This window comes from Kushneria halocnemicola, assembly GCF_965650455.1.
Lineage (GTDB): Bacteria > Pseudomonadota > Gammaproteobacteria > Pseudomonadales > Halomonadaceae > Kushneria.
This window is the reverse complement of record NZ_OZ287968.1, coordinates 2,342,973-2,366,825: the sequence shown is the minus strand read 5'-3', so window position 1 is coordinate 2,366,825 and position 23,853 is coordinate 2,342,973. Positions and strand designations below refer to the sequence as shown.

The following is a 23,853-nucleotide window of genomic DNA, read 5'->3' as shown; positions in this document are numbered from 1 at the left end:
GTCAGCCAACGTCCTGGGCAGGCAGTGACCGGGTGTCATTTCGGGCGTATTCCAGCGCGTACAGCAGCGCGCCCAGCCCTTCGGGTGCCCGGGCCTGACATCGGGCGCTGGTCATGACGCGAAGCGCCGGCGCCCATGTGAGGCTGCCGTGCGCGGCCAGATGCCGCTCGATCAGATCCACATCCTCGTGACAGCGCAGCGGTCGAAAGCCGCCTAGGCGCTGGTAGGCGGCCATGCTGATGCCCATGTTCGCGCCGTGAACGTGCCGTCGCCCGACGTTGCGGCGCTGGTGCGCCAGATAGCGCGTGCGCAGCATCGGTGACAGCCCCTGCCACTGACTCAGATGGACCCCGCCGCATACCGCCTCGGTGCCAAAACCGTACAGGGCCGTCAGCCAGGTGTCGGGCACGCAGGTGTCGGCATCGGTAAAGGCCAGCCAGTCGATGCCGGGCGGCAGGGCCAGCACGCCGGCATGGCGGGCCACGCCCACGTTGCGAGCGGTCACGCTCACCGGGATGACGCCATGATCGGCGGCAATGGCAGCCGAGCGATCCTGACAGCTGTCGAGCACCACCACCAGCGTAACCTCATGGCCAAGACCGCGCGCATGGTCGGCGGCGCCACGCAGCGCGCGCAGACATTCCGGCAGGTGCTGCTCTTCGTTGTGGGCCGGCACTACTACGCCAATGCGTGCCATATCATCTCCTGTCGTCATTGCCGAATGCCTGACGAGCGGCCACCGGTGACGGCGTGCGCTGCCAGAGATCGATCAGGGTGTCGCAGTCTTCGTAGTGGCCGTGCACCGGATACCCCAGGCGCTCGGCCAGCGTCTCGTGAACGCTTTTGGCGTCCAGATCACTGCCGTCAATGGGATGGCGCCAGTGACAGGCCAGCAGCTCACCGTCATCACTCAGCGAGGCATCGATGCGCGCGCACAGCGTCTTTAGTGCCTCGGGGCGCAGGTAGTAGCCCATCTCGCTGATCACGATCAGATCGAAACGGCCCTCCGGCCACTGCTCGGGAACGGCGCCACAGGTAATGCTGACGTGTGACAGACCCTCAAGCGCCTCGCAGGCATGTGCCACGGCGCTGTCGCTGACGTCCTGCACCCACAAAGCGTCGCAGCGTTTTGCAAGCGCTGCGCTGAGTACGCCGATGGAGCAGCCCGGCTCAAAGACGCGCCGATAGCGCTCACGGGTCAGCATTGCCATCGTCAGGTCGCGCTTTCGCTTTTCATACCAGCGGGTGTGGTAGTGCCATGGATCAGGATGTTGCGCGTGCAGCCGTTCAAAGGCTTGAGCATCCAGACGGGTCATGGGCATCGCCTCCGGTCAGTGGTGAGCGCCGTCGCGCGGCTCGGGGACAAGAAATATCTCACAAGGGCGCAGCAGGCGGGCCAGCACATGGTCGGGCAGAATCGGCGCCCGGCCGGTGGCCGGGTCGATCGTCAGTTGGCTCTCGTGTGCACAAATGGCGGCCCGTTTGGCGGCCAGCATGTCGTCGTCAAGCCGCAGGCGCCGGGCGCGATGCCAGGGCACGCGCTCATCTCCCGGCGCGGCCCAGTGCCAGGTCCAGATCGGAATTTCGACCAGACGGGCGCCCGTGATCTCGCAGGCCCGCGCGCAGGCGCGGCCGGTGGCCTCGTGGTCGGGATGGCCGTCACCGCGCCAGGTGGTCAGCACCACGTGACTTGAGGTGAGCTGCGCGGTGAGGTGATCACTCAGCGCCGCTTCATGATCGGCCACCCGGGTGTCCGGCAGCCCGAGGCGTTCCACGGTGGTCTGTTGTTCACAGCCCAGTCGCGACAGCGCCTCGAGACTCTCCCGCGGGCGCTGCTGCGCCAGCCGCTCGGGCGTCCAGTGGGGGGAGCCGGCATGACTGGCCGTGCCGTCGGTGACGGCGATCAGGTGCAGGGTGTGGCCTGCTGCGGCAAGCTTGAGCATGAGCCCGGCAAAGCCCAGCGTTTCATCATCAGGATGCGGGGCCACGATGACGGGGCGTTGGTGGGAGGCCACCAGGGCGTCATGCGTTATATACGCCATTGCTTCGAGCCCGCCCCACGCCTGCCAGGCCGATTCGGGCGTGCCGCCGCCCTCGATGCGTCGATCATCCGTGCTCATAACGACCACCCGAGGTCACCATCGAGGCCAAGCCGGCCAAGGGCCTGAAGATCGCGCTCGGCGTGACTCTGGCGCAGATACACGGGGAGGTCGGCCACCATGCGGGCGAAACGGCGGTCGCGACAGAAGGGCGCGGCGCCCAGCGCCCGGCCGCAGTGCGTGACGATCTGCTCGACGCTGTGTTCGATCAGCGCGCGGGTGCGCAGGGTCAGGGCCTGATGGTCTTCGTTCGGCGCGGCATCAATGGCGGCCGCGGTATATCGCAGTCCGGTCAGGCCGGCATGCAGGGCGACGTCGACATGACCCAGATGCGCCGTCATGAACGTATCGTCCCGGCGGGTGGCAGCCTTTGCTTGCAGCGTGTTCGCCAGCGCGTGCGCCCCGCCCAGCCAGCAGGCGGCGATGCCGGCGCCGCCCTGCCAGAAGCCGGGGCGGTCCAGATAGGCGTTGGGCGGGCCGATCAGCGTTGCACGCGCGTTATCGAAATCGATCTCGACGCTTGCGGTGGCCTGCATGCCGACAGCCTGCCAGCCGCGGTCGGTGACGGTAACACCCGGCTGGTCCAGCGCCACGGCGGCGAGACGCTGCTGGTCGTCCTGCCAGACGGTCATCAGGGCGTGGGTCACGATGGGGGCGCCCGAACACCAGGCCTTGGTGCCGTTGAGAGTGATCTGCCCGGTCCGGTCATCGCTGTCGCGGGCGTCGCTGACATGAACCCGGGCCTGCGGCGGCTCGGCGGCCCACATCGCCCAGCGGGCGTGTGCCGGGGCGGGCGGTGAGACGCCAAGCTCTGCCATGATGGCCAGCGCGTCCGTGTGGCCTTCATAGAGCTTGATCAGCGCTAGATCACAGCCGGCCACGCGATACAGCGAACGCCAGCGCAGGAGCGTCTCGTTTGAACCGGGCCGGGGGAGCGGGCCGAGGGCAATCAGTCGATCAAGGGGGGCGGCCAGCTCGCTGACCCGCTCGGCGCACGTGTCATGAGACACCAGCGCATCGTCGAGACGCTCGAGGAAAGGGCGTTCCATGCAGGCTCCTTGTAATGCCTGTCATGGGCGTTCCATGCCGGAAAAGAAATGACAGGCCAGCGCTTGAGCATAGTCGGGAAAGGGTCGGGTAATACTGTCCGGGGTTAAGGTTTTGCAGTCGGATACAAAAAGGGCGGCCCGACGGCAGCCCCGCTGGAGGCGCCGGTCTCAAGGGCTGGCGTTATCGGTTCAGCAGCTGATAAAGGGGGACGGGAAAAGCGCGTGACGTCAAAAAGCCATCCGCATCGATGCCGGGATGGCCTGCTCATCTCGAGGGTTTAGTTGCTTACGCCATGCTCGCTGGCATCTTCGGCGCCTTCCTCGATCAACTCATCGGCCTTCTGGTGCGCCTGCTCTGACGCCTCGGGCGCCATATGGTCCTTTCTCGCGGCCGTCAATGTCGTCGTAATGGCGAAGTGATCCGAGCCTTCAAGCTTTACCCGGTCCAGGTCGACAAGCTGAAAGCCGTCAGAGACAAACATGTGATCGATCGGGTAGCGCCAAAAGGGATACGCAGCGTGATAAGTGCTCAGCAACCCCCGGCCGCGACGTGGGTCCTTGAGGTCGCTCAGCTCGCTGAACAACTGAGTGGTATCGGACCAGGCGACATCGTTGAAGTCGCCGGTAACGATCCAGCGGTTGTCCGGATCCTGCTGGACGCGGCGGGCAACGAGCATGACTTCGGCGTCGCGAACCCGGCTGTCGCGGCGCTCGGTGGTCTCATCATTGTGTGCAACACGATCCTTCAGCCCCGGGGGAACCGGATGAATCCCCGTGTAGCGCACAAGCCCCAGGTCCGGAATATCCAGCGTGGCAAGGATGGATGGGCGACGTTCGGAGACAAGGTGCGCCACTTCCTGTTCCTGCAGGGGAAAGCGTGACAAGAGCATGATGCCCAGCCCCTCGCCACGCACCTCACCGATACGATACTCATAGTCGTCGTTCAACGGTTCCAGACCCTGCTTCCACTCATCATCGACCTCGATCAACAGCAATAGGTCAGGGTCCTCACGCCGGATCAGATCCACCGCCTCGGCATAGCGGTCATTCGTGTAGTCAACGTTGGCGGTCATGACTTTAAACGTGGACTGATCCTCAAGGGTCCGGGCATCGGCCGTGGGCACTTCCTTTGGCCAGACGGGGGTGAACGGCAGGATATGAAACGCTTGCCACCCTCCGGTGGCGAGCAGCAATACCAGCCACACGGCATGCGCCTGTCGCGGCCTTTTGAGCCAGGCATGCAACACCAGCAGCAACAGCGTCACGGCTATCGCCAGGGTCAGCTGTAGTCGTGGAAATTCCCAGAGTTTGATAAACCATTGTCCACTGGGAAGCTCGGGGAGCAGGCTTGCCACGATCAACAGCAGTGTCAGTACACGAATTACCCAGAACAGAATTTTTGAAAACATCATGTTGCTCAAGGAAGGCGTGGCAGCATGACGAATGCGCTCCCCTCGATGGCGCCGGACGCCTGTGTCCGGGAAGTCATCGGGCAGCAGCCACAAAGGATCGAAACGTCACTTCGCCACCAGGTTTCGTTTTGAAACACAATAAACGCTTGCTCATCAAAACAACACTGTCCGGGTGGCTTTCGAGGACGCCCCGGCCGGGAAGGCCCGGCGGTGTCGCGATCGGGGTCGAGCAGAAAGGAGAGCGTGCTGCCGGCGGCACGACTCGAGCGTGTGGCGCGACGGCGGTCTCAACGGCGGGTTTGTAAGGCCATCCTTATTACGGTACGAACGGCCTAGCGCGAGGCGAGCTGGCGTACGGTCTCGCCGGTCAAAAGGCGGCGCGCGCCCAGATAGTGGCGCTGCCAGTAGGCGCCCTCGAGCGAGCTGATGCGAATGTTCTCGCCGGTACGCGGAGCCTGAATGAACTTGCCATCGCCCAGATAGACGCCAACGTGGTCGGCGGCGCTGGCGGCCTTGATGCGGAAAAAGACCAGATCGCCGCGCTTGAGGGCATCGGTGGTCACCGGGGCAGCCTCGGACCAGTGGTACATGCCATTGGCAGTACGGGGCAGTTCCTTGGAGAGCAGATCCCTGAAGGCGTAATAGATCAGGCCGCTGCAGTCAAAGCCGGCCTGCGGGGTTGTGCCGCCCCAAAGATAGGGCCGGCCAAGCTGGTCGGTGACGGTGTCCATGGCACGGGCCATGGCCAGTTCGCCGGGCTGGTCGATCTCGCCGTTGAAGGCATACTTCTTGTAGTTGAAGTTATCCACACCCGGTGCGATGCCCTGCGGCACCAGCGAGCGGCCCTGAGCGGCGGCCTTTTTCATCTCGGTTTCGGAGAGCCCCATCTGCCGGGCGCGCGCCTGTTCGCGCTTGCGCTTGGCGCGCAGCTCGCTGGCCGTGCCGTGCTCGGGCTGAAGCAGCTGTCGGGCCTGGGCCTGCTCAACGCCGCCGGGCAGGCAGGGGCTCATCAGCAGGATCAACAGCAGGCCCAGCGCCCCCTGGCGGGTCGCTCGGCGTGAGAAGTCTGGATATGGCATGTGCGTGCTCATGAATTCAGTGTCGTGTCGTGTCGGAAGGTCGGTGGCGCCGGCGGCGCACGGTCAGGATCACGGCAGCGACATTGATAACATCCGGACGGGGTCCGGGAACATGATCGATGCGCGCATCGAGGCCTGGAGCGCGCCACGCCGGAACCGGAGTAACCTGGGTTATGGAAGGCCGGGGGGTGTCATGTTCACGTGGTGGCGCCTTGAGCGGCGTGTCAAATAATGGATGCGCGCTCGAGTGTCCCTGAAAGGGTCAGGCGATGGTCATGATCTGTCGACGTCCCGAGACCGAAGTCATGTATCGGCAGGCGCGACCTGCGCCGGATACCCAGCATGCCCCGCCAGGGGTGACGTCAGGCAGGAAGCCGTCGTTTTGTATCGATCAAGGAGGAAAGCATGTCCGCCGTACACGCACAAAATCACAACACCCTGATGGAAGACCCCTACCCTACGCGGTTGTCAACGCCGCCCGAGCGCACCTGGCTGCCGCGTCAGGAGGCCGTACTGCGCGGGCCGGAAGACGGGCCACTGACCCGCGAGCAGCGCGAGACGTTTCGACAAAAGGGGTTCGTGTTCATCCCGAATTTTCTCGATGACGCCGAGCTTGCCGAGTATCAGCATGAGCTTGAGGCCCTGCTCGAGCGCGATGATTACCGCGACCGGGATTTCACTATCACCGAGCCGAGCAGCAACGATATCCGCTCAATCTTTGCCATGCACTTTCTCTCGGCGAAATTTGGCGAGCTGGCGCAGTCGCCAAAGCTGGTCAAAAGCGTCGAGCAGCTGATCGGCGAGGATGTCTACGTCATGCAGGGGCGCATCAACTACAAGCCCGGTTTCGAAGGCAAGGGCTTTGACTGGCACTCCGATTTCGAGACCTGGCACGCCGAGGACGGCATGCCGCGCATGAACGCCATCAGCGCCTCGATCGTGCTCACCGACAATCACGAATTCAACGGCCCGCTCATGCTGATTCCAGGCTCGCACGAGAAGTTCGTGCCCTGTATCGGCGAGACGCCGGAAGACAACTACAAAAGCTCGCTGAAAAAACAGGAAGCGGGCGTGCCGGGTCGTGAGGCGCTGGCCGAGCTGGTGGCCGAACACGGCATCGAGGCGCCCAAGGGGCGCGCCGGCGGGCTTTTGCTGTTTGACTGCAATACGCTCCACGGCTCCAATGCCAACATGTCACCGGATGCGCGCAGCAATATCTTTTTCGTCTACAACCGGCGTGACAACGCTCTGAACACTCCGTTCGCGGCCAGGGGGCAGCGCCCTGACTTTCTGGCGCATACCCCGAACGGGCGCTGGCGTGACCTGACCCTGTAAGCCTGTCCGGCGCAGGCCGTATCGTCGCCGTGCGCCCACGGCGTACCCCTGCGAGACACAAGGGGTTGATACGAAAGACAAGCGGCCGAGCGCCATTGCGCTTTGCCGCTTTTTTGCGGGTGTGATAAAGCTTGTGGTGTATCAACAACAACGCATGGATCTTCAAAAGGAACAGGCCATGGCCTTCCAGCCCGGTTTTATTGATGGACCCCCGTTTGCCGAGCCACTGGGCAAGATTGTCTGTGTGGGGCGCAACTACGCCGCTCACGCTCGAGAGCTCGACAACGAGGTGCCCACCACACCACTTTTGTTTATCAAGCCGGCCTCCAGCGCGACCCCCATGCGCGAGCGCATCCGGGTGCCGCGTCATCTGGGCGAGGTGCATTTTGAAACCGAGGTGGCACTTTTGATCCAGCATCGACTGTGCCGCGCCCGTCCGGAAGAGGTGCTTGCGGCCATTGCCGGCGTGGGTCTGGCGCTGGATCTGACCCTGCGTGATGTCCAGTCACGGCTCAAGGACAAGGGCCACCCCTGGGAGCGGGCCAAGGGCTTTGACGGCGCCTGTCCGCTGAGTGAGTTCGTGCCCTTTGACGCCAAAACGATGAATCTGGACGATCTGCACTTTAGCCTGACCATCGACGGCGAGCGTCGCCAGACCGGGCACACCGCCATGATGCTGTTCAAGGCAGTCGAGCTGATCGTCGAAATGTCGCGCTCGTTTACGCTCGAGCCCGGCGATGTGATCCTGACCGGCACGCCGGAAGGGGTGGGGGCGCTGCCCGAGGGCGCGCGGCTGGCCCTGTCCCTTGACGGGCATTTCGAGATCACGGGGCGCAGCTGATTTCACGCTGAACCACGCTGGGCGTATACTCGATACCCTGTGCCGGGCCTGACACCCGGTCGCGCTATCCGCGCAGTGCGTGTCGCCCGCTCCCGAGGATCCGGGAGTGTCGGGGCGACTCGCGCCTGGTCGTATCGACACGCGCTCAAAACGCGTCATATGCCGCCATGCCGGTCCGATATCGCCAGCGCTTTCGTTGGTGCCGGGAGCAGGCCTCCTGCGACCCGCCCCGGCACCTGTTCGTATTCATTACCATTAAAAGTGATCAGATCATGAGCCAGGAAGACCGGCCGGATAGCCCCTCGACAGCACCGCTTGCCAATGACCGCGCCCATACCCGTCGTCACTCGTCTGCCGTGGTCGACGGCCCCGGCAAGGCGGCCAGTCGGGCCATGCTGCGCGCTGTGGGCTTCAGTGACGAGGACTTCACCAAACCCCAGGTCGGTATCGCCTCGACCTGGAGTCGCGTCACCCCCTGCAACAGCCATATCAACGTGCTGGCGGACGCCGCCAGTGACGGCGCCGACGACGCCGGCGGCAAGGGTGTGGTGTTCAACACCATCACCATCAGTGACGGCATCGCCAACGGCACCGAGGGCATGAAGTACTCGATGATCTCGCGCGAGGTCATCGCCGACTCCATCGAGACCGTGGCCGGCTGTGAAGGTTTTGACGGCGTGGTTGCCATCGGCGGCTGCGACAAGAACATGCCCGGCTGCATGATGGGTCTGGCCCGTCTGGACCGTCCCGGCATCTTCGTTTACGGCGGCACCATTCTGCCGGGCGAAGGCCACACCGATATCGTCTCGGTCTTTGAAGCCATGGGCGCCCACTCCCAGGGCAACATGGATCTCATCGACGTCAAGCGCATCGAAGAGACCGCCATTCCGGGGCCGGGCTCGTGCGGCGGCATGTACACGGCCAACACCATGGCCTCGGCCATCGAGGCACTCGGCATGAGCCTGCCGAACTCCTCGGCACAAAATGCCGTCTCCCAGACCAAGCAGGACGACAGCCGTGAAGCGGGCGCTGCCGTGCTCAAGCTGCTCGAGCTCGACATCAAGCCCTCCGACATCATGACCCGCAAGGCGTTTGAAAACGCGATAACCGTGGTCATCGCGCTCGGCGGCTCGACCAATGCGGTGCTGCACCTGATCGCGATTGCCAACACCATCGGCGTTGAGCTCAATCTTGATGACTTCACCGAGATCGGCAAGCGTGTGCCGGTGGTGGCGGACCTGCGCCCCAGCGGCCACTACATGATGAGCGAGCTGGTCGCCATCGGCGGCATTCAGCCGCTGATGAAGACCCTGCTGGATGCCGGTCTTCTGCACGGCGACTGCCTGACCGTGACCGGCCAGACGCTGGCCGAGAACCTGGCCGACGTCGCCCCCTATCCGAGTGATCAGAACATCATCAAGCCGCTGGACAACCCGGTGAAGGCCTCCAGCCACCTGCGCGTGCTTTACGGCAATCTGGCCCCGGAAGGCTCGGTCGCCAAGATCACTGGCAAGGAGGGCACCCGCTTTACCGGCAAGGCGCGCGTGTTCAACTCCGAAGAGGAGGCTCAGGCGCGCATCAACGACCTGACCGTGGTCGCCGGTGACGTGCTGGTGATTCGCTACGAGGGTCCACGTGGCGGCCCGGGCATGCGTGAAATGCTCACGCCGACCTCGGCCATCATGGGGCGCGGTCTGGGCGATGCGGTGGCGCTGATCACCGACGGACGCTTCTCCGGCGGCAGCCACGGTTTCGTGGTCGGCCATATCACGCCGGAAGCCTTTAACGGCGGGCCGATCGCGCTGGTTGAAGACGGTGACCAGATCACCATCGACGCCGAAAACGATGTCATGACGCTGCACATCGATGACGCGGAAATGACACGTCGGCGTGACGCCTGGCAGCGCCCGAAGCCGCGCTATACCCGCGGGGTGCTGGCCAAGTATGCCCGCACGGTCAGCTCGGCCTCCCTGGGGGCGATCACCGATCTACCGGAGTCCACTGACGATCTGAGCTGATTGTCGGTCTGCTTCTTTCGTAAAACAAAACGCCCCGGCCATGGCCGGGGCGTTTTGCGTCATGACCCTGCGCCGCCATGCCCCGGGCGGGGGTATCGACACGACATCCTTTGATTTTTGACGCTTTCCTGTGAGTCTCAAGAAGCCTTGAACATTGACGATAGTTAATACAGTGATAGTTAAAATCAAACGTGGCGCTTATCGAAGACGCCCTGAACAGGACCCTGTCGATGGATTCGCTACTCTCAAGGCTGACGCTGCGCCAGAAATTCATGACGCTGGGCCTGCTGGCCCTGTTGATGACGGCCGTTCCCACCGTGTTGTTCATCCAGTCCATCGATGACTCGCTGAACAATCGGCTCGCCCGGCTGCAGGGGCTGGCGCCGGAGCGCGCCATTTTAACGACCATCGGCCTGACGCAGCAGCACCGCGGCATGTGTGCCCGCCTGCTCAACGGCGATGCCTCGGCCGAGACGCCCTGTCAGACCTTGAGAGCGGATGCCGATCAGGCCTATGCCCGAACCGCCGAGCTGATCACCGCGCAGCCCGACAGCGACAATGCCGTCGAGGTCTGGCAGTCGATCGATAGCGAGTGGCGCGATGTCAGGGCCCTGTTTGAAGGAGAGCTGCCCGACGCGGCGCAGAGTTTCGAGGCGCATACGGCGCTGCTTGGCAACATGCTGGCGGCCGCTCGCCATCTTCTGGACGATTTCAGGCTGAGTCTGACGTCACAGGCCGACACTTATCAGCTGGTGCAGGGCGGTTTCGTGGCGATGCCGGCACTGACGGAAGCGCTGGGTCAGCTGCGAGGCAGGGGCGCCGGTCTGCTGGCGCGTGGTGAGGCCACCATCAATGAGCGCAGTACCATCGAGGCGCTGCGTCTTCAGGCGCTGGCCAGCCATCGCGAGCTCGAGCACGCCTTCAACCGAACGATGGCGCTTCAACCGGCGCTTGACGCATCGCTACAGGCGCCGCTGCAGACCGCTACCGATCAACTGTCGCAGGGGCTTGCGCTCGTCGATGAGGCGATCCTCTCGGCACAGACTCTGGATACGCCGGCGCAGCGCTACTTTCAGGCGCTGACCGATACCATCGAGGCCCAGTTCACGTTGAGCGATGTAGCGGTCAATGGGCTCCAGCGCCAGCTGGAGACTCAGATCAGCGACCTGCGCCAGCAGAAGTGGCTGCTGCTGGCCGCGCTCGGTGTCGGGCTGCTGATCGCCCTGGGGTTGGGCGTCGTGATTGCCCGGGCGATCGTGCGGCCGATCCATGACGCCGTTGGCATGGCGCAGAAGGTCGCGGACGGCGATCTCACCGGCCGATTGACGGTGCGGGGCCGCGACGAGTGCGCCCGTCTTGCGCGCGCCCTCAATGAGATGGGAGAGGGGCTGACCCGGATGGTGAGCGAGGTACGCAACGGCTCGGAAACCATTGCCACGGCCGCCGGCCAGATCGCCTCGGCCAACATGGACATGTCACAGCGCACCGAGGAGCAGGCCGCGTCGCTTGAGCAGACCTCGGCCAGCACCCAGCAGATTCACACCACGGCCGGTCGCAACGCCGAGCACACGCGCGAAGCCGGCGACATGGCGCTGAGTGCCTCGCGTACGGCGAAGGAAAACGGCGATCTCATTCACGGCGTGGTGGCCACCATGCAGGCCATTCACCAGGACTCCGATCGCATGTCGGAGATCATTTCGATGATCGACAGCATCGCCTTTCGCACCAATTTGCTGGCGCTGAACGCCTCGATCGAGGCTGCCCGGGCCGGCGAACACGGTCGCGGCTTCGCCGTGGTCGCCAACGAGGTGCGCGCGCTGGCACAGCGCAGCGCCTCGGCTGCCGGCGACATTCGCTCGCTGATCGAAACCTCCGGCGAACGGGTACGCGACGGAGTAACGCAGGTGGATCAGGCGGGCAGCGCCATGCAGACGCTGCAGGACGGCATCGAGCGCGTTGCCGCCATCACCGACGAGATAAGGGTCGGCTCGGACGAGCAGAGCACGGGCATCGACCAGATTCACCAGGCCATCAGCCAGATGGACGACGTCACACAGCGCAATGCCGCCATGGTCGAGCAGACCTCGGCCGCAGCCACCTCGCTCGAGGAGCAGACCGAAACCCTGCGACGCCTGATGGCCTCGTTCAGGCTTCAGGCCACCAGCTGAGCCTTCCAGGCGCGGCAGGCTTTGACATCAAAACGCCCCGGCACTGGCCGGGGCGTTTTTTATTGCCTTTCTCCTTTCCCGAGCGCCTCAGCGTGCCAGCGGCCGAGTCTTTTTGGCCAGCCAGTCGCGAGTGTCCTCATCCAGCCCCTGGGCCAGGCGCTCAAAGACCGTGCGGTGATAATCGTTGAGCCAAAGGATCTCGTCATCGCGCAGCAGCGTCGGGTCGATCAGACGGGTGTCGATGGGGCACAGGGTGAGCGTCTCGAATTCGAGAAAGGTGTCCTCGGTAACGGCGTCAGCGCTTTCCACCGCCCGATTGGCCACCAGGTTCTCGATGCGAATGCCCCACTTGCCCGTGCGATAAAGCCCCGGTTCGATCGAGGTGATCATGCCCTCGCGCATGGCGGTCTGCGGCGTGGGCTGTGCGCCGCGCGAAATCACCTGCGGGCCTTCGTGCACGTTGAGGAAATAGCCCACCCCGTGGCCGGTGCCGTGGCCGTAATCCAGACCCGCTTCCCACAGCGGGGCGCGGGCGATGGCGTCCAGCCGGGGCGCTTCGATGCCTTCGGGGAAGCGAGTGCGCGACAGCGCCATCATGCCCTTGAGCACGCGCGTATAGTCGGCCTTCTGGGCCGGTGTCGGCTCGCCCACCGGAATGACCCGGGTGATGTCGGTGGTGCCGTCGAGATACTGGGCACCGGAGTCGATCAAAAGCAGCCCCTGGCCCTCGATGCTTGAGTGCGCCGCCTCGGTGGCGCGGTAGTGCGGCAGAGCACCGTTGGCGTTGAAGCCGGCAATGGTGGGAAAACTGCGCGAGATGAAGTGCTTTTCCCGGGTGCGCTCGGCGCTCAGGCGTGCGTCGATGGTCAGCTCGGTGATCGGTTCTCCACCGGCCAGCGTGGCCTCGAGCCAGCACAAAAAGCGGCACAGGGCGGCGCCGTCGCGGGCCATGGCCGCCCGGACATGCGCGATCTCGACGTCGCTTTTGCACGCCTTGGCAAGCGTGGTGGGCTGAAAGGCTTCCACCAGCACAACGTGGTCGGGCAGGGCGTCGATCAGCGACAGCGTGATCCGGGCCGGGTCGATCAAAAGCCGGGTGGCCTCGGGCAGGCGGGTCAGGTGATCGCGGATCTCGGCGTAGTCATGCAGCACCACACCGTCGTCGGCCAGCGCTTCGCGCAGCGACGCCGTCACCTTGTCCTGATCGATGAAAAGCCGGACATGATGGGCATCCACCAGCGCGTGCGCCAGAAAGACCGGGTTATAGTCCACGTCACTGCCGCGCAGGTTAAAAAGCCAGGCGATGTCATCAAGTGTGGAGATCAGATGGGCACCGGCATCGGCGTCCGTCATGGCCTGGCGCAACCGGTCCAGACGATCCGGGCGGCTTCGGTCGGTAAAGGCCTCATCATGAATGGTTACCGGCGCCTGAGGCAGGGCCGGGCGATCGGTCCATATCTCCTCGAGCAGGTCCCGGTCGGTTTGAATCGTGACGTGCTCGCCCAGGCGAGCTCTGAAGGCGCGGTGCGCCGCCAGTGGCAGAATCGCGCCATCGAGTCCCAGCGTGGCATGGCCGGGGTGATTGACGGCCAGCCAGTCGATCGGGGCGAGAATCTGCTGGCCCTGGGCCACCTTCATCATCTCGATGCCGCTGCCGGAGAGTTCCTTGTCGGCCTGTACCCAGTAGCGGCTGTCGACCCAGAGTCCGGCGAAATCCGCGGTGACCAGAAGCGTACCGACCGAGCCGGTAAACCCGGTCAGCCATTCGCGCCCCTGCCAGTGGCCGGGCAGATATTCAGACAGGTGCGGGTCGGAGGAGGGCACCAGCCAGGCATCGATACCGCGCTGGGCCATGACCTGTCGCAGGGCATGGAGTCGCTGTGCCGGCGTGTCGAAAGAAGCAGTCATTTATGAAATCTCCTGAGTGCCGTGGCCGGCGTCGTCATGGTCGCCCTTGCCGAGCAGATGGCGAATGGGTCGGATCAGTACCACGAGTATGGCGGCCCCGATCAGCAGCGCCAGTGCACAGCGCCCGAAAAGCTCGGGGAGCTGGGCGACATGCTCGGGGCTGACATGGCCGCCGATCAGTCCGGCCACCAGATTGCCCAGCGCCGTGGCGGCAAACCAGATGCCCATGATCTGCCCGCGAATGGGGGTGGGGGCAAGCTCTGTCATGGTGGAAAGTCCGACCGGACTCAAACACAGCTCGCCCAGAGTCAGCAAAAGCAGGCTGGCCACGATCCACAGCGGAGAAACCTGTCCGGCGCCGCCGACAATCTGCCAGGCGGCCACCATCATCAGGGCAAAGCCTGCCGCGGCAAACAAAAGGCCGACGCTGAATTTAGCAACGCTTGAGGGTTCGAACCCGCGCCGGGCCATGGCCGGCCACAGCCAGCCAAACAGCGGCGCCAGCACGATGATGAACAGCGGATTAAGCGACTGAAACCAGAGCACGGGGATGTCGATGCCCAGTACCCGGCGGTCGGTATAGTCCGCTGCGAACAGGTTATAGGAAGTGGGCTGCTGCTCGAACGAGGCCCAGAACAGCGCCGCGGCCACAAACAGCACCAGACACACGACCACCCGGGCGCGCCCCATGCGATCCAGACCGCTGAAAAACATCAGATACGTAAACCAGCCCAGCACGCACAGGCCCACCACATAGCTCATGGCGGTAGCGATCAATACCGGATTGAAGGTAATGACGCCGGCCAGACCGAGTGTGGTGATCAGGGCCACCAGCAGCAGACAGACCAGTACGCCGGTGCCGACATGGCGGCGTCGATTGACCGGCGCGTCCCAGCTTGATTCGCGCCCATGCTCGCGGTCGAATCGTTTCATCGAGGGGATGGCAAACACGCGAAAGATGGCCAGCGCCACCAGCATGCCGATGCCGCCGGCGCCAAAGCCCCAGTGCCAGCCGCCGCTGTCCATGGCAAGACCGGTAATGAGCGGAGCAATTACGGCGCCCAGGTTGATGCCCATGTAGAAAATCGAGAAACCGCCGTCCCGGCGGGCATCGCCCTGCGGGTAGAGCGTTCCCACCATGACCGACATGCAGGTCTTGAAGATCCCCGAGCCCAGCACGAGCAGAATCAGCCCGATATAGAACATGGGTGCGCCCCAAAGCGCTGACAGCGCAATGGACAGATGGCCCAGCGCAATCAGAATCGAGCCATACCAGACCGCGCGACGCTGGCCCAGCCAGTTATCGGCCAGCCAGCCGCCCGGTAGAGCGCTTAAATAGATCATGCCGCCAAAGATGCCCACGATGGCGGCGGCAGTGTCGCGGGGTATGCCCAGCCCGCCCTCGGCAAGCGTTGCTGCCATGTAGAGCACCAGAAGCGGGCGAATGCCGTAAAACGAAAAGCGCTCCCACATTTCGGTGAAAAAGAGCGGCCCCAGTGGGCGGGGATGGCCGAAAAAGCCGTGTTCAGAGGCGTTTGTCATGACAGTATCCAGCAGATAGGGCCCGAAATCGAAACACCCGGCAGCTGATGCCGGCGAGAAACGCCGTGCACCATACGAGCCCGCCAACGGCAGGGCAAATCGTCATCGCCGTGTCTGGGCGCGCAGGCGGAGGCAGGATCGAGCGTTTTGACACAATAGTCGGGTAAGTTGGCGCGGAAGTTTCTACACTGGTTGTGAAGCCAATCTTCAGGGATGAACCATGAACGTACACAAGGGTATGTGGTGTGCCGGCGCACTGGCGCTGGCAATGACCGGCGTCGGCCAGATGGCGCAGGCCTCGGTCGAGGAATCTGCCGACGTACCGCAGGAAGAACGGGACCTGGTCAATCAGTGCCATGATGCTGCAATGGCCAGCAAGGACGGGGACACCTTCGAAAGCTCGCAGCTTTTGATGGAACAGCAAAACGCCGGGGACTATGAACCGGGTGAAGAGCTTTTGCTGCACATCAACATGCTGGGCCACGGCACGACCATCTATAACGTCAGCTGCAACGTGGATGAGCAGGGCAACGTGACCTACGAGGAGTTTCAAAAGGCCGGGACGCCGGCAGGCTCCACGCGCTGATAACTGCGCAAACGTTCTATGCAAAAGGCCCCATACGGGGCCTTTCTGCTGTCGGGAGATAGTTTCATGGCGCTGTCGCTGTGTGACCGAACAACCCTTGCCATCGACACGCCCATCGGTGTGATCAGCGACACGCACGGTCTGCTGCGCGATGAGGCGCTCAGAGCACTTGAAGGCTGCGCGCTGATCCTGCATCTGGGGGATGTCGGTGATCCGTCCATTCTTGAACAACTTGCTGAAATAGCGCCGCTGATGGCCGTACGCGGCAATATCGATCGACAAGACTGGTGTGAGGCGCTGCCGATGCACCGCGATATCGTGGTCAACGGCTGGCGGCTGCATCTGGTGCATGACATTGCAGACTTCGATACCGCCACGGACTGTGACGCCGTGCTGCACGGGCACTCCCACAAGCCGCGTCAGCAGTGGGTCGAAGAGGACACGGGCGCTCGACGGCTCTATTTCAATCCGGGCAGTGCCGGCAAGCGGCGTTTCAGGCTGCCGATCACGGCCGGCAGGCTGAAAGCGGGTGATGAGAGGCTGTGCAGTGGCGTGATGCATTTCGTATTGACGTCGTGATGCCCGGTGGGTGCACCGGGCATCGATCGTCGACGGTGGTTACATCGGCGGAATGGTGCCATCGAGGCCGACAATCACGGCCTTCGCCTGCACGGGTGAGGCCGACAGATCACCGGCCACAAAGACCGCTTCGCCCTTTTTGATGTCGTCCATGGTGGCCTTTTGAACCGCCACCACCGGCACGTCGCGCGGCACCATGATCTGCTTTTTGCCGTCGCCGTAATCCACGGTCAGCGTCATCATGTCCTGGTCGCCACTGTCAGACTGGCTGACGGTGCCGTTGGTCATGGTCGAGCCGCTGCCAGTGCCGCCCATTTTGCCGTCGCTGCTCTGGCTGACGGTGCCGTTGGTCATGGTCGAGCCGCCGCCGGTGCCGCCCATTTTGCCGTCGCTGCTCTGGCTGACGGTGCCATTGGTCATGCTCGAGCCGCCACCGGCGCCGCCCATTCGGGTCGCTTGCTGATCGCCGTGGCCGCGCGGCGTGTCCCAGGGATAGTCACCTTCACCGGTGCCTTTCATGGACTCGGGAAAGACGACCACTTCCAGCGCCTTCGAGGGCTGGCCGTCCTCACCAGGCGCGTTGGCGGTGCCGATGAAGGTGCCTTCCCTGATTTCATCAAGGCTTGACGGCGTGACACCGGCCAGGCGCGTGTCGTCGTCCAGAACGACCTCGTGGGTACTGCCATCGCTTGAGGATTCAACGCTGAAGCCGTGATCGTTGACGGCGCTGATGGTGCCGCGCAGGTGTTCGGGCGTGTCACCGGCGCTGTCGGCGGCCAGCGCGGTGCCGGCCGAGAAGGCGCAGGCCAGAGCGATGGCCGAGGCCAGCAGGGTGGGACGGGCCGTGTGATACAGGTTCATGAAAGACCTCCGGGTCGGGTGAAAAGCGTGGCGGCTGGCGTGAATGCCTCGCCGCGAATGTCTTTCAGTTCAGCCTGGCATAAGCTTTTGTCAAATCGAGTCCGTTAATACACGACCAAAGGCGTAGGGTGCAGGCTAGATGCCCGCATACCAGGTGTAGCCGCGATCCTCCCAGTAGCCGCCCTTGCCGCCCTGAATATCGTCAAAGTGTTCGACCAGGGTAATGCCCTTGAGATACTTGGCCATCTTGTAGCCAAGCTGTCGCTCCACGCGCAGACGCAGCGGTGCGCCGTTGCCCACGGGCAGGGGTTCATTGTTGAGCGAGTGGGCCAGCAGGGTCTGGGGATGAAAGGCCTCGACCATATCGATGCTTTCGTAATAGTCGTGCTCGCCGTCGAGCTGATCCATGCAGTGAAAGACTACATAGCGCGTCGAGGGGTGCACGCCGGCCTGCTCCAGAATGTCGCCCAGCACCGGGCCGGACCACTGGCCGATGGCGCTCCAGCCCTCCACGCAGTCATGACGGGTGATCTGGGTGCGCGAGGGCATCGAGCGCAGCGTTTCAAGCGAGAGTTCCAGCGGCGTGCGTACCAGTCCGCCTACCGTAAGACGCCAGTCGGCGAAATCGCTGGCAGCATGCTGGCGGTAGAGGGTGGTCTGCGGGTCCACCGTGCCGTTGGGCCGAAAGACCGGCGAAATCATCGAGGCCGGATACTCGATGGCCAGCGACTCGCGACCGGCCAGCAGCCGCTGCGCCTTGAGATTGAGCGTCTCGGCACTGCTCAAAAGCGAGATGATGGCATCGTTTTCGGAAAGCCGGTCGCAGCCGGTCAACCCGAGCGCGGCGGCGCCCAGCAGGGAGCGCTGCAGCAGGGTGCGACGGCTCAGGGAGAGGCTTGAGGGCTGACGGCGGCTCATGACGATGACTCCGACTCGGAAGACCCGGGCTGATGCGACGCGCGTCCGGTCACCATGCCGCGAAGCTGACGAAACGGGTTCGACAGCACCACCATGACAACGTGCACAAGGACAAAGAGCACCAGCGAAAAGGCCGTAATGAAATGGATCGAGCGGGCGCTCTGGCGGCCGCCGAACAGATCCAGCAGCCAGGGCGCGGCGGCGTTGATGGTCGGCGACATGCAAAGGCCGGTCACGATCATTAGCGGCAGCGCTGCAAACACCACGCTCAGATAGCTCAGTTTCTGCAGGCTGTTGTATTTGCCTGCATGGGCGTGAAAACGAAACTTCAAATGATTGACAAGATCCTGCCCCAGCCCGCGCCAGTCATGGGTGTCCAGCCAGAAGTTGCGTCGAAAGTGGCCACTGAATAGGGCATACAGGGCAAACAGCGCGCCGCTGATGGCAAAAAGCCAGGCAAAGAAGAAATGCCACACTCGGCCCATGCTCAGAAACTGATAGCTCGGCAGGGTCGCCCAGGCGGGAAAGCCGCGCACGCTCTCATCGGAGTAGCCCAGCACGCCGGTGGTCGTGAACTGCCAGGGCCCCAGGGCGGTGATGCCATCAATGCTGCCATCACCGGCACGCATGGCGTACATCTCAAGCCAGGGGGCATCAAAGTTGGAGGCGCTGCCCCAGTAGAGGGCGGGGTGGGCGTTAAAGATTTGCAGCCCGCTGAGCAGCAACACGATCAAACACCAGAGATTGAACCAGTGCCATGCTCTTACCGGCAGACGGTGGCGTCGCCTGGTGTCTTCAGGGATAGAGGCAGATGCGGACATGATGATGTTCCACAGGACATGAGATGTTCTGGAGTATGGGCCGAAATCGGCACGCTCATCCAGTGATCACATCATGACCGTGAGACAGGGGCACCACGGCAACGGCGCCCGTGGAAAGCGGGCGCCGGTCGGGAATTACTTGACGGGCTCACCGGCGCGCCAGGCCACCGAGGAAATAAAGGAAGATGATCCGCTTATCAGGGCTTCCGTTACGCCGCATTCGGTGCACCACGTCTGGCTGTCGGCCAGACCCAGGCGGGCGTTGGTGGTGCGAATCGACTGGCTGTCGTTGTCGATGTAGATGCACTCCAGCGGCGTATCACGCGGCGGCGCCTGTTCAGACGTCAGCGTATAGCCACCCTGGCGTACGACATCACGATAGTTGCTGACAATACCTTCCATGGTGCGACTCCTTGAAACATGACTCGGGTTCTGCTGACCGGTTCGCCTTCAATGGCAATAACGATCGTTTCTTATACAAGCATTCGACGAGCGCAGATGCCATAACATGAGTTGATGGAGATACAATCCACCATTGGTCAAAGTAGCGTATGTCAGCGTGCATCAGCCACACAATCGTCTATATTTTTATCCAGTATCCCACAGGGCGTTCACGGAGAGAGCCGCATGACCAATCGCACGGAAGACCCGAGCCACAACGATCAGGCCAGCAATCTGGAGAAGGACCCCAACGACTGGGCGACCGGAGACGAAAGCATGACCGGTGCTCAGGCCTCCTATCTGCGCACGCTATGCGAAGAAGCCGGCGTCGATTTTGACGAGTCGCTCAACAAGGCCGACGCCTCGAAGATGATCGACGAGCTTCAGCACAAGACCGGACGCGGCGAGAGCCACTGACGGCGCGGCTTTGGCCGGACAAAAGCGCCTGCGGGCGCTTTTTTCGTGTCCGGCGTTCAGGGCCGTGCCCGGTCGTGCCAAATCGGGAGTGCTGGCGTATGATCGAGACTCGGCCGGGGCAAAGGCCCGGCTGATCCAACAATCCCAAATGCTTGAGCTTCGAGTCTGCCGTGTCCCTGATTGCCCGTCTCAATATCGACAAGTTCCTTCTTTATCTTGTCTGCACCGTCGTGCTGGCCTCACTGCTGCCCGTGTCAGGTCGCTACGCCGAGTGGTTTTCGATTGCCACGACCATTGCCATCGGTCTGCTGTTTTTTTTGCATGGCGCCCGGCTGTCGCCCAAAACCGTCGTGAAGGGCATGGCCCACTGGCGTCTGCACCTGGTGATCTTTCTGGTCACCTTTGCCCTGTTTCCCGTGCTGGGCCTGATCATCGGGCTGCTGTCGTCGGCGCTGCTGTCACCGGCGCTCTATACGGGGGTGCTGTTTCTGTGCGTGCTGCCCTCGACCGTGCAGTCCTCGATCGCCTTTACCTCGATCGGCGGTGGTAACGTGGCGGCTGCGATCTGCTCGGCGACGGCCTCCAACATTCTGGGCATGTTCATCACGCCGATCCTTCTGGGGCTGGTGCTCAGTGTCAACGCCGATGCCGGTGCCGGACCGTCGCTGGGGGCGATCGGCAATATTCTCATGCAGTTGCTGGCGCCGTTTTTGCTGGGTCAGCTCCTGCAGCCCTGGATCGGGCAGTGGGTGCGTGAGCACAAGGCGCCGCTGGCCATTGTCGACCGCGGCTCGATTCTGATGGTGGTCTATCTGGCCTTCAGCGAGGCGATCGTGGGCGGTCTGTGGCAGCAGGTCGACGGCGTCAGCATCGCCACCATGGTCGTGGTGGACTGCGTGCTGCTGGCGGTGGTACTGCTGATTACCCGGACCGTCAGCCGTCTGATGGGCTTTTCGCAGGAAGATGAGGTTGCCATTGTCTTTTGCGGTTCCAAAAAGACGCTGGCCTCCGGGGTGCCCATGGCCAACGTGTTGTTTCCGCCCGGGCAGGTCGGCAGTGCGCTGCTGCCGTTGATGCTGTTTCACCAGATCCAGCTTTTCGTGTGTGCCATGCTGGCGCGGCGCTATGCGACGCGCCGTGCGGCGATGGCCGACGAGGCACAGACCACATAAGCGATGGCCCGTTCGGATGGCATGACCGTGGCCGATGCTGGATTACTGATCATTGAGCGAAGGAGAGAGCACGTGACGAAAAGCGTTTTCATTACCGGCGCCACATCCGGGTTCGGCCGCGCCGCCGCCCGCCGCTTTGCCGAGGCCGGCTACTCGCTGGTGCTGACCGGCCGTCGCCGCGAGCGCCTGGAAGAGCTTGAAAAGGAGCTCTCCGACACCGTGGCCGTTCATGTCGTCGAGCTCGACGTGCGCGATGAAGCGGCGGTGAAAAAGGCGGTCGATGAGCTGCCCGAGGCGTTCACCTCGATCCATGTGCTGCTCAATAACGCCGGGCTTGCGCTGGCGCCGGAGCCGGCGCAGGACGTGGCGCTCGAGGACTGGCACACCATGATCGATACCAACGTGAAGGGCCTGGTCAACGTGACCCATGCGCTGCTGCCGACCCTGATCGAGATCGGCGCGGGCGCCAGCATCATCAATATTGGCTCCACCGCCGGCAAGTGGCCCTACAAGGGCAGCCACGTGTACGGGGCGACCAAGGCGTTTGTCGAGCAGTTCAGCTACAACCTGCGCTGTGACCTGCACGGCACCGGCGTGCGGGTGACCGACATCGCCCCCGGCATGGCCGAGACCGAGTTCACCCTGGTGCGCACCAAGGGTGATCAGGCGGCCTCCGATCAGCTTTATGGCAACACCACGCCGATGTCGGCCGAGGACATCGCCGAGCAGATGTTTTATGTGGCCACGCTCCCGGCGCATCTCAACATCAACTTCCTCGAGATTCAGCCCGTGCGCCAGGTCTGGGCCGGCATGGCCGTGGATCGCGACGAGTAAGCGCTCTCGATTGTGTAACGAAAACGCCGGCCCATGGGCCGGCGTTGTTGTTGTCGCACGCGCGTCTCGAAAGAGCTTCAGGGGCGGCTGGAAGCAGGCTCGTAGCGGTCATCGATGATCTGGCCGTCCGAGAGCGTGGGCAGCGCGTCCTCGCGAGCGGGCGCCTCATCGTCGCTCATGCGCGTGACGCGAAAGCCGATCAGCGCGTAGAGGATGGCAATGCCCAAATTGATCAGGTTGAAAAAGGCAAAGGGCGCATAGCTCAGCGTCGCCACGCCCAGGGTTGCCGCCATATAGGCGCCGCAACTGTTCCACGGAATCAGCGGTGAAGTGATCGTGCCGGAATCTTCCAGCGCCCGCGACAAATTGACCGGCTTGAGCCGGCGGCGCTGAAACTCCGCCTTGTAGATGCGCCCGGGCAGCACCACGGAAAGATACTGATCGCCGGTGACCACGTTGGTGGCAAGGCCGGTGGCCAGCGTCGAGAGAATCAGTGATGAGGTGCTGCGCGCCACGCGTAAAAGGCCGCTGACGGCGCGCTCCAGAAGCCCCAGGCGCTCGATGACCCCGCCAAAGGTCATGGCCGATAAAATCAGCCAGACCGTGGTCAACATGCTGGCCATGCCGCCGTTGGTTAAAAGCGCATCGATCGCCTCGTTACCGGTGTGGGCGCTGTAGCCGTCATAAAGCGCGATCCAGCTGCCCTTTAAAAGCGCCATGGCATAACCCAGCGAGGGCGTGTCGGCCAGACCCACCACCGCCTCGCGCTGAAAGATCAGCGCAAACACCACGCCCAGCAGGGCGCCGATGAAAATGGTCGGAAACGCCGGCATCTGCTTCCACGCCATCACCAGCAGCGCCAGCAGCGGCAGCAACAGCCAGGCGCTGATGGTGAAGTGATCGCTCAGGATCTGCTGGATGTCGGTGATGCGCTCGGGCGTGGCCGCCTGATCAGGGCCGCCCAGACCCAGCAGCAAAAAGAGAATCAGCGCCAGAATCAGACTCGGCGTGGTGGTCCAGAGCATGTGGCGGATATGGGCAAAAAGCTCCGCCTCGGCCGAGGCTGGCGCCAGATTGGTGGTATCGGACAGCGGCGACATCTTGTCGCCGAAGTAGCCGCCGGAGATGATCGCACCGGCGGTGATCGCCGTGGATAGCCCCAGCCCGTTGGCAATGCCGATCAGTCCGATGCCGATGGTGCCGGCCACCGTCCAGGAGCTGCCTACCGAGACCGACACCAGCGCGCACAACAGACAGGCGGTGGCATAGAAGTAGCGGGGCGAGAGAATCTCGAGGCCGTAGTGGATCATGGTCGGCACCACACCGCCCAGCGTCCAGGTGCCGATCATGGCCCCGACCGAGAGCAGAATCAAAATCGCGCCCAGTGACAGGTGAATGCCGTGGTTGATGCCTTCTTCGATGGCCGCCCACCGGTGGCCGTTTTTCAGCCCCACGACCGCGGCCAGCATGGCACCCATGATCAGCGCGATCTGGGTCGGGCCGCTGGAGGCGTCGGCGCCAAACAGCGTCACGCTCAGCGCCAGCATGATAATGACGGCGACGATGGGGAAAAGTGCGTCCAGCATGCCGGGGGCACGGGGCGAGGTAGCGTCGCCCTCGTGTCGGGAAAGGAAAGCCATTGTCTGTCTCGCTGCTGCAACCCATAAAAAACAGCACCCTGTCGAGGGCTCGACGGGGTGCTGTTGTCGTAATGGGCGCGGATTATTCCAGAATCGCGACCGTTTGTCCGCGCTCAGGCGTCATCCGGGGCCG

22 protein-coding genes are annotated in these 23,853 nt (G+C 63.3%); 9 read left to right on the top strand and 13 right to left on the bottom strand.

Features of this window, described 5'->3' with window-relative positions:
- Position 1: 1 nt before the first annotated feature.
- From ACS92L_RS10725 to ACS92L_RS10700, 6 genes are all read right to left on the bottom strand, one after another.
- Entirely contained in the window at positions 2-697 is a 696-nt protein-coding gene (locus ACS92L_RS10725; RefSeq protein ID WP_438764800.1) for a glycosyltransferase, read from the bottom strand.
- Between the two features lies 1 nt (position 698).
- Positions 699-1,316: an SAM-dependent methyltransferase gene (locus tag ACS92L_RS10720; RefSeq protein WP_438764799.1), complete on the bottom strand. Its 618-nt coding sequence runs from the start codon at positions 1,314-1,316 to the stop codon at positions 699-701.
- A gap of 15 nt (positions 1,317-1,331) precedes the next feature.
- Positions 1,332-2,120, bottom strand: coding sequence for a PIG-L deacetylase family protein (locus tag ACS92L_RS10715; RefSeq protein ID WP_438764798.1), 789 nt, complete (start codon positions 2,118-2,120; stop codon positions 1,332-1,334).
- Entirely contained in the window at positions 2,117-3,148 is a 1,032-nt protein-coding gene (locus ACS92L_RS10710) for an acyl-CoA dehydrogenase family protein (protein ID WP_438764796.1), read from the bottom strand. The genes ACS92L_RS10715 and ACS92L_RS10710 overlap by 4 nt, the downstream gene beginning before the upstream one ends.
- A gap of 278 nt (positions 3,149-3,426) precedes the next feature.
- On the bottom strand, positions 3,427-4,560 hold the full coding sequence (locus ACS92L_RS10705; RefSeq protein ID WP_438764795.1) for an endonuclease/exonuclease/phosphatase family protein: 1,134 nt from the start codon (positions 4,558-4,560) through the stop codon (positions 3,427-3,429).
- 332 nt (positions 4,561-4,892) lie between these two features.
- On the bottom strand, positions 4,893-5,639 hold the full coding sequence (locus ACS92L_RS10700) for a C40 family peptidase (protein ID WP_438764794.1): 747 nt from the start codon (positions 5,637-5,639) through the stop codon (positions 4,893-4,895).
- Between the two features lie 405 nt (positions 5,640-6,044).
- Between ACS92L_RS10700 and ACS92L_RS10695 the strand changes: the two genes are divergently transcribed.
- The 4 genes from ACS92L_RS10695 (at position 6,045) to ACS92L_RS10680 (ending at position 12,001) form a co-directional block, all read left to right on the top strand.
- Entirely contained in the window at positions 6,045-6,974 is a 930-nt protein-coding gene (locus ACS92L_RS10695; RefSeq protein ID WP_438764793.1) for a phytanoyl-CoA dioxygenase family protein, read from the top strand.
- Positions 6,975-7,152: 178 nt separating this feature from the next.
- Positions 7,153-7,815: a fumarylacetoacetate hydrolase family protein gene (locus ACS92L_RS10690; RefSeq protein WP_438764792.1), complete on the top strand. Its 663-nt coding sequence runs from the start codon at positions 7,153-7,155 to the stop codon at positions 7,813-7,815.
- A gap of 272 nt (positions 7,816-8,087) precedes the next feature.
- On the top strand, positions 8,088-9,833 hold the full coding sequence (gene ilvD, locus ACS92L_RS10685) for a dihydroxy-acid dehydratase (protein ID WP_438764791.1): 1,746 nt from the start codon (positions 8,088-8,090) through the stop codon (positions 9,831-9,833).
- Between the two features lie 230 nt (positions 9,834-10,063).
- Positions 10,064-12,001: a methyl-accepting chemotaxis protein gene (locus ACS92L_RS10680; protein WP_438764790.1), complete on the top strand. Its 1,938-nt coding sequence runs from the start codon at positions 10,064-10,066 to the stop codon at positions 11,999-12,001.
- Positions 12,002-12,088: 87 nt separating this feature from the next.
- Here ACS92L_RS10680 and ACS92L_RS10675 read toward each other — a convergent pair whose 3' ends face one another.
- Entirely contained in the window at positions 12,089-13,909 is a 1,821-nt protein-coding gene (locus ACS92L_RS10675) for an aminopeptidase P family protein (RefSeq protein ID WP_438764789.1), read from the bottom strand.
- Positions 13,910-15,451 (bottom strand): peptide MFS transporter, encoded by a 1,542-nt coding sequence (locus ACS92L_RS10670; protein WP_438764788.1) that lies wholly within the window; start codon positions 15,449-15,451, stop codon positions 13,910-13,912.
- A 220-nt stretch (positions 15,452-15,671) separates the two neighbouring features.
- Between ACS92L_RS10670 and ACS92L_RS10665 the strand changes: the two genes are divergently transcribed.
- Positions 15,672-16,037 carry a hypothetical protein gene (locus tag ACS92L_RS10665; protein ID WP_438764786.1) on the top strand — a complete coding sequence of 122 codons (366 nt, stop codon included), beginning with the start codon at positions 15,672-15,674 and terminating at the stop codon, positions 16,035-16,037.
- Positions 16,038-16,103: 66 nt separating this feature from the next.
- Positions 16,104-16,616, top strand: coding sequence for a metallophosphoesterase family protein (locus ACS92L_RS10660; RefSeq protein WP_438764784.1), 513 nt, complete (start codon positions 16,104-16,106; stop codon positions 16,614-16,616).
- 39 nt (positions 16,617-16,655) lie between these two features.
- Here the strand turns inward: ACS92L_RS10660 and ACS92L_RS10655 are convergent, their stop codons facing one another.
- The 4 genes from ACS92L_RS10655 to ACS92L_RS10640 form a co-directional block, all read right to left on the bottom strand.
- Entirely contained in the window at positions 16,656-17,477 is an 822-nt protein-coding gene (locus tag ACS92L_RS10655) for a hypothetical protein (RefSeq protein ID WP_438764782.1), read from the bottom strand.
- 135 nt (positions 17,478-17,612) lie between these two features.
- Complete coding sequence (locus ACS92L_RS10650; protein WP_438764780.1) at positions 17,613-18,395, bottom strand: molybdopterin-binding protein; 783 nt, start codon at positions 18,393-18,395, stop codon at positions 17,613-17,615.
- A complete protein-coding gene (locus tag ACS92L_RS10645) occupies positions 18,392-19,216 on the bottom strand; it encodes a cytochrome b/b6 domain-containing protein (protein WP_438764779.1) in 825 nt (274 codons plus the stop codon). The genes ACS92L_RS10650 and ACS92L_RS10645 overlap by 4 nt, the downstream gene beginning before the upstream one ends.
- Positions 19,217-19,351: 135 nt before the next feature.
- A complete protein-coding gene (locus ACS92L_RS10640) occupies positions 19,352-19,618 on the bottom strand; it encodes a hypothetical protein (RefSeq protein WP_438764778.1) in 267 nt (88 codons plus the stop codon).
- Between the two features lie 225 nt (positions 19,619-19,843).
- Between ACS92L_RS10640 and ACS92L_RS10635 the strand changes: the two genes are divergently transcribed.
- The 3 genes from ACS92L_RS10635 to ACS92L_RS10625 all read left to right on the top strand — a co-directional run bounded on the left by ACS92L_RS10635 (position 19,844) and on the right by ACS92L_RS10625 (position 22,080).
- Complete coding sequence (locus ACS92L_RS10635; protein ID WP_438764777.1) at positions 19,844-20,074, top strand: DUF3072 domain-containing protein; 231 nt, start codon at positions 19,844-19,846, stop codon at positions 20,072-20,074.
- A gap of 170 nt (positions 20,075-20,244) precedes the next feature.
- Positions 20,245-21,246, top strand: a complete 1,002-nt coding sequence (locus ACS92L_RS10630; protein WP_438764775.1) for a bile acid:sodium symporter family protein — start codon at positions 20,245-20,247, stop codon at positions 21,244-21,246.
- Positions 21,247-21,318: 72 nt separating this feature from the next.
- Positions 21,319-22,080 (top strand): SDR family NAD(P)-dependent oxidoreductase, encoded by a 762-nt coding sequence (locus ACS92L_RS10625; protein ID WP_438764773.1) that lies wholly within the window; start codon positions 21,319-21,321, stop codon positions 22,078-22,080.
- A 77-nt stretch (positions 22,081-22,157) separates the two neighbouring features.
- On the opposite strand, the gene nhaC is transcribed toward ACS92L_RS10625, so the two are convergent.
- A complete protein-coding gene (gene nhaC / locus ACS92L_RS10620) occupies positions 22,158-23,720 on the bottom strand; it encodes a Na+/H+ antiporter NhaC (RefSeq protein ID WP_438764771.1) in 1,563 nt (520 codons plus the stop codon).
- Between the last annotated feature and the right edge of the window lie 133 nt (positions 23,721-23,853).

Excerpts from the sequence above, each read along its gene's own strand:
- ACS92L_RS10725 (WP_438764800.1), bottom strand. The coding sequence starts at position 697 with ATGGCACGCATTGGCGTAGTAGTGCCGGCCCACAACGAAGAGCAGCAC.
- ACS92L_RS10720 (WP_438764799.1), bottom strand. The coding sequence starts at position 1,316 with ATGACCCGTCTGGATGCTCAAGCCTTTGAACGGCTGCACGCGCAACAT.
- ACS92L_RS10715 (WP_438764798.1), bottom strand. The coding sequence starts at position 2,120 with ATGAGCACGGATGATCGACGCATCGAGGGCGGCGGCACGCCCGAATCG.
- ACS92L_RS10710 (WP_438764796.1), bottom strand. The coding sequence starts at position 3,148 with ATGGAACGCCCTTTCCTCGAGCGTCTCGACGATGCGCTGGTGTCTCAT.
- ACS92L_RS10705 (WP_438764795.1), bottom strand. The coding sequence starts at position 4,560 with ATGATGTTTTCAAAAATTCTGTTCTGGGTAATTCGTGTACTGACACTG.
- ACS92L_RS10700 (WP_438764794.1), bottom strand. The coding sequence starts at position 5,639 with ATGCCATATCCAGACTTCTCACGCCGAGCGACCCGCCAGGGGGCGCTG.
- ACS92L_RS10695 (WP_438764793.1), top strand. The coding sequence starts at position 6,045 with ATGTCCGCCGTACACGCACAAAATCACAACACCCTGATGGAAGACCCC.
- ACS92L_RS10690 (WP_438764792.1), top strand. The coding sequence starts at position 7,153 with ATGGCCTTCCAGCCCGGTTTTATTGATGGACCCCCGTTTGCCGAGCCA.
- ilvD (WP_438764791.1), top strand. The coding sequence starts at position 8,088 with ATGAGCCAGGAAGACCGGCCGGATAGCCCCTCGACAGCACCGCTTGCC.
- ACS92L_RS10680 (WP_438764790.1), top strand. The coding sequence starts at position 10,064 with ATGGATTCGCTACTCTCAAGGCTGACGCTGCGCCAGAAATTCATGACG.
- ACS92L_RS10675 (WP_438764789.1), bottom strand. The coding sequence starts at position 13,909 with ATGACTGCTTCTTTCGACACGCCGGCACAGCGACTCCATGCCCTGCGA.
- ACS92L_RS10670 (WP_438764788.1), bottom strand. The coding sequence starts at position 15,451 with ATGACAAACGCCTCTGAACACGGCTTTTTCGGCCATCCCCGCCCACTG.
- ACS92L_RS10665 (WP_438764786.1), top strand. The coding sequence starts at position 15,672 with ATGAACGTACACAAGGGTATGTGGTGTGCCGGCGCACTGGCGCTGGCA.
- ACS92L_RS10660 (WP_438764784.1), top strand. The coding sequence starts at position 16,104 with ATGGCGCTGTCGCTGTGTGACCGAACAACCCTTGCCATCGACACGCCC.
- ACS92L_RS10655 (WP_438764782.1), bottom strand. The coding sequence starts at position 17,477 with ATGAACCTGTATCACACGGCCCGTCCCACCCTGCTGGCCTCGGCCATC.
- ACS92L_RS10650 (WP_438764780.1), bottom strand. The coding sequence starts at position 18,395 with ATGAGCCGCCGTCAGCCCTCAAGCCTCTCCCTGAGCCGTCGCACCCTG.
- ACS92L_RS10645 (WP_438764779.1), bottom strand. The coding sequence starts at position 19,216 with ATGTCCGCATCTGCCTCTATCCCTGAAGACACCAGGCGACGCCACCGT.
- ACS92L_RS10640 (WP_438764778.1), bottom strand. The coding sequence starts at position 19,618 with ATGGAAGGTATTGTCAGCAACTATCGTGATGTCGTACGCCAGGGTGGC.
- ACS92L_RS10635 (WP_438764777.1), top strand. The coding sequence starts at position 19,844 with ATGACCAATCGCACGGAAGACCCGAGCCACAACGATCAGGCCAGCAAT.
- nhaC (WP_438764771.1), bottom strand. The coding sequence starts at position 23,720 with ATGGCTTTCCTTTCCCGACACGAGGGCGACGCTACCTCGCCCCGTGCC.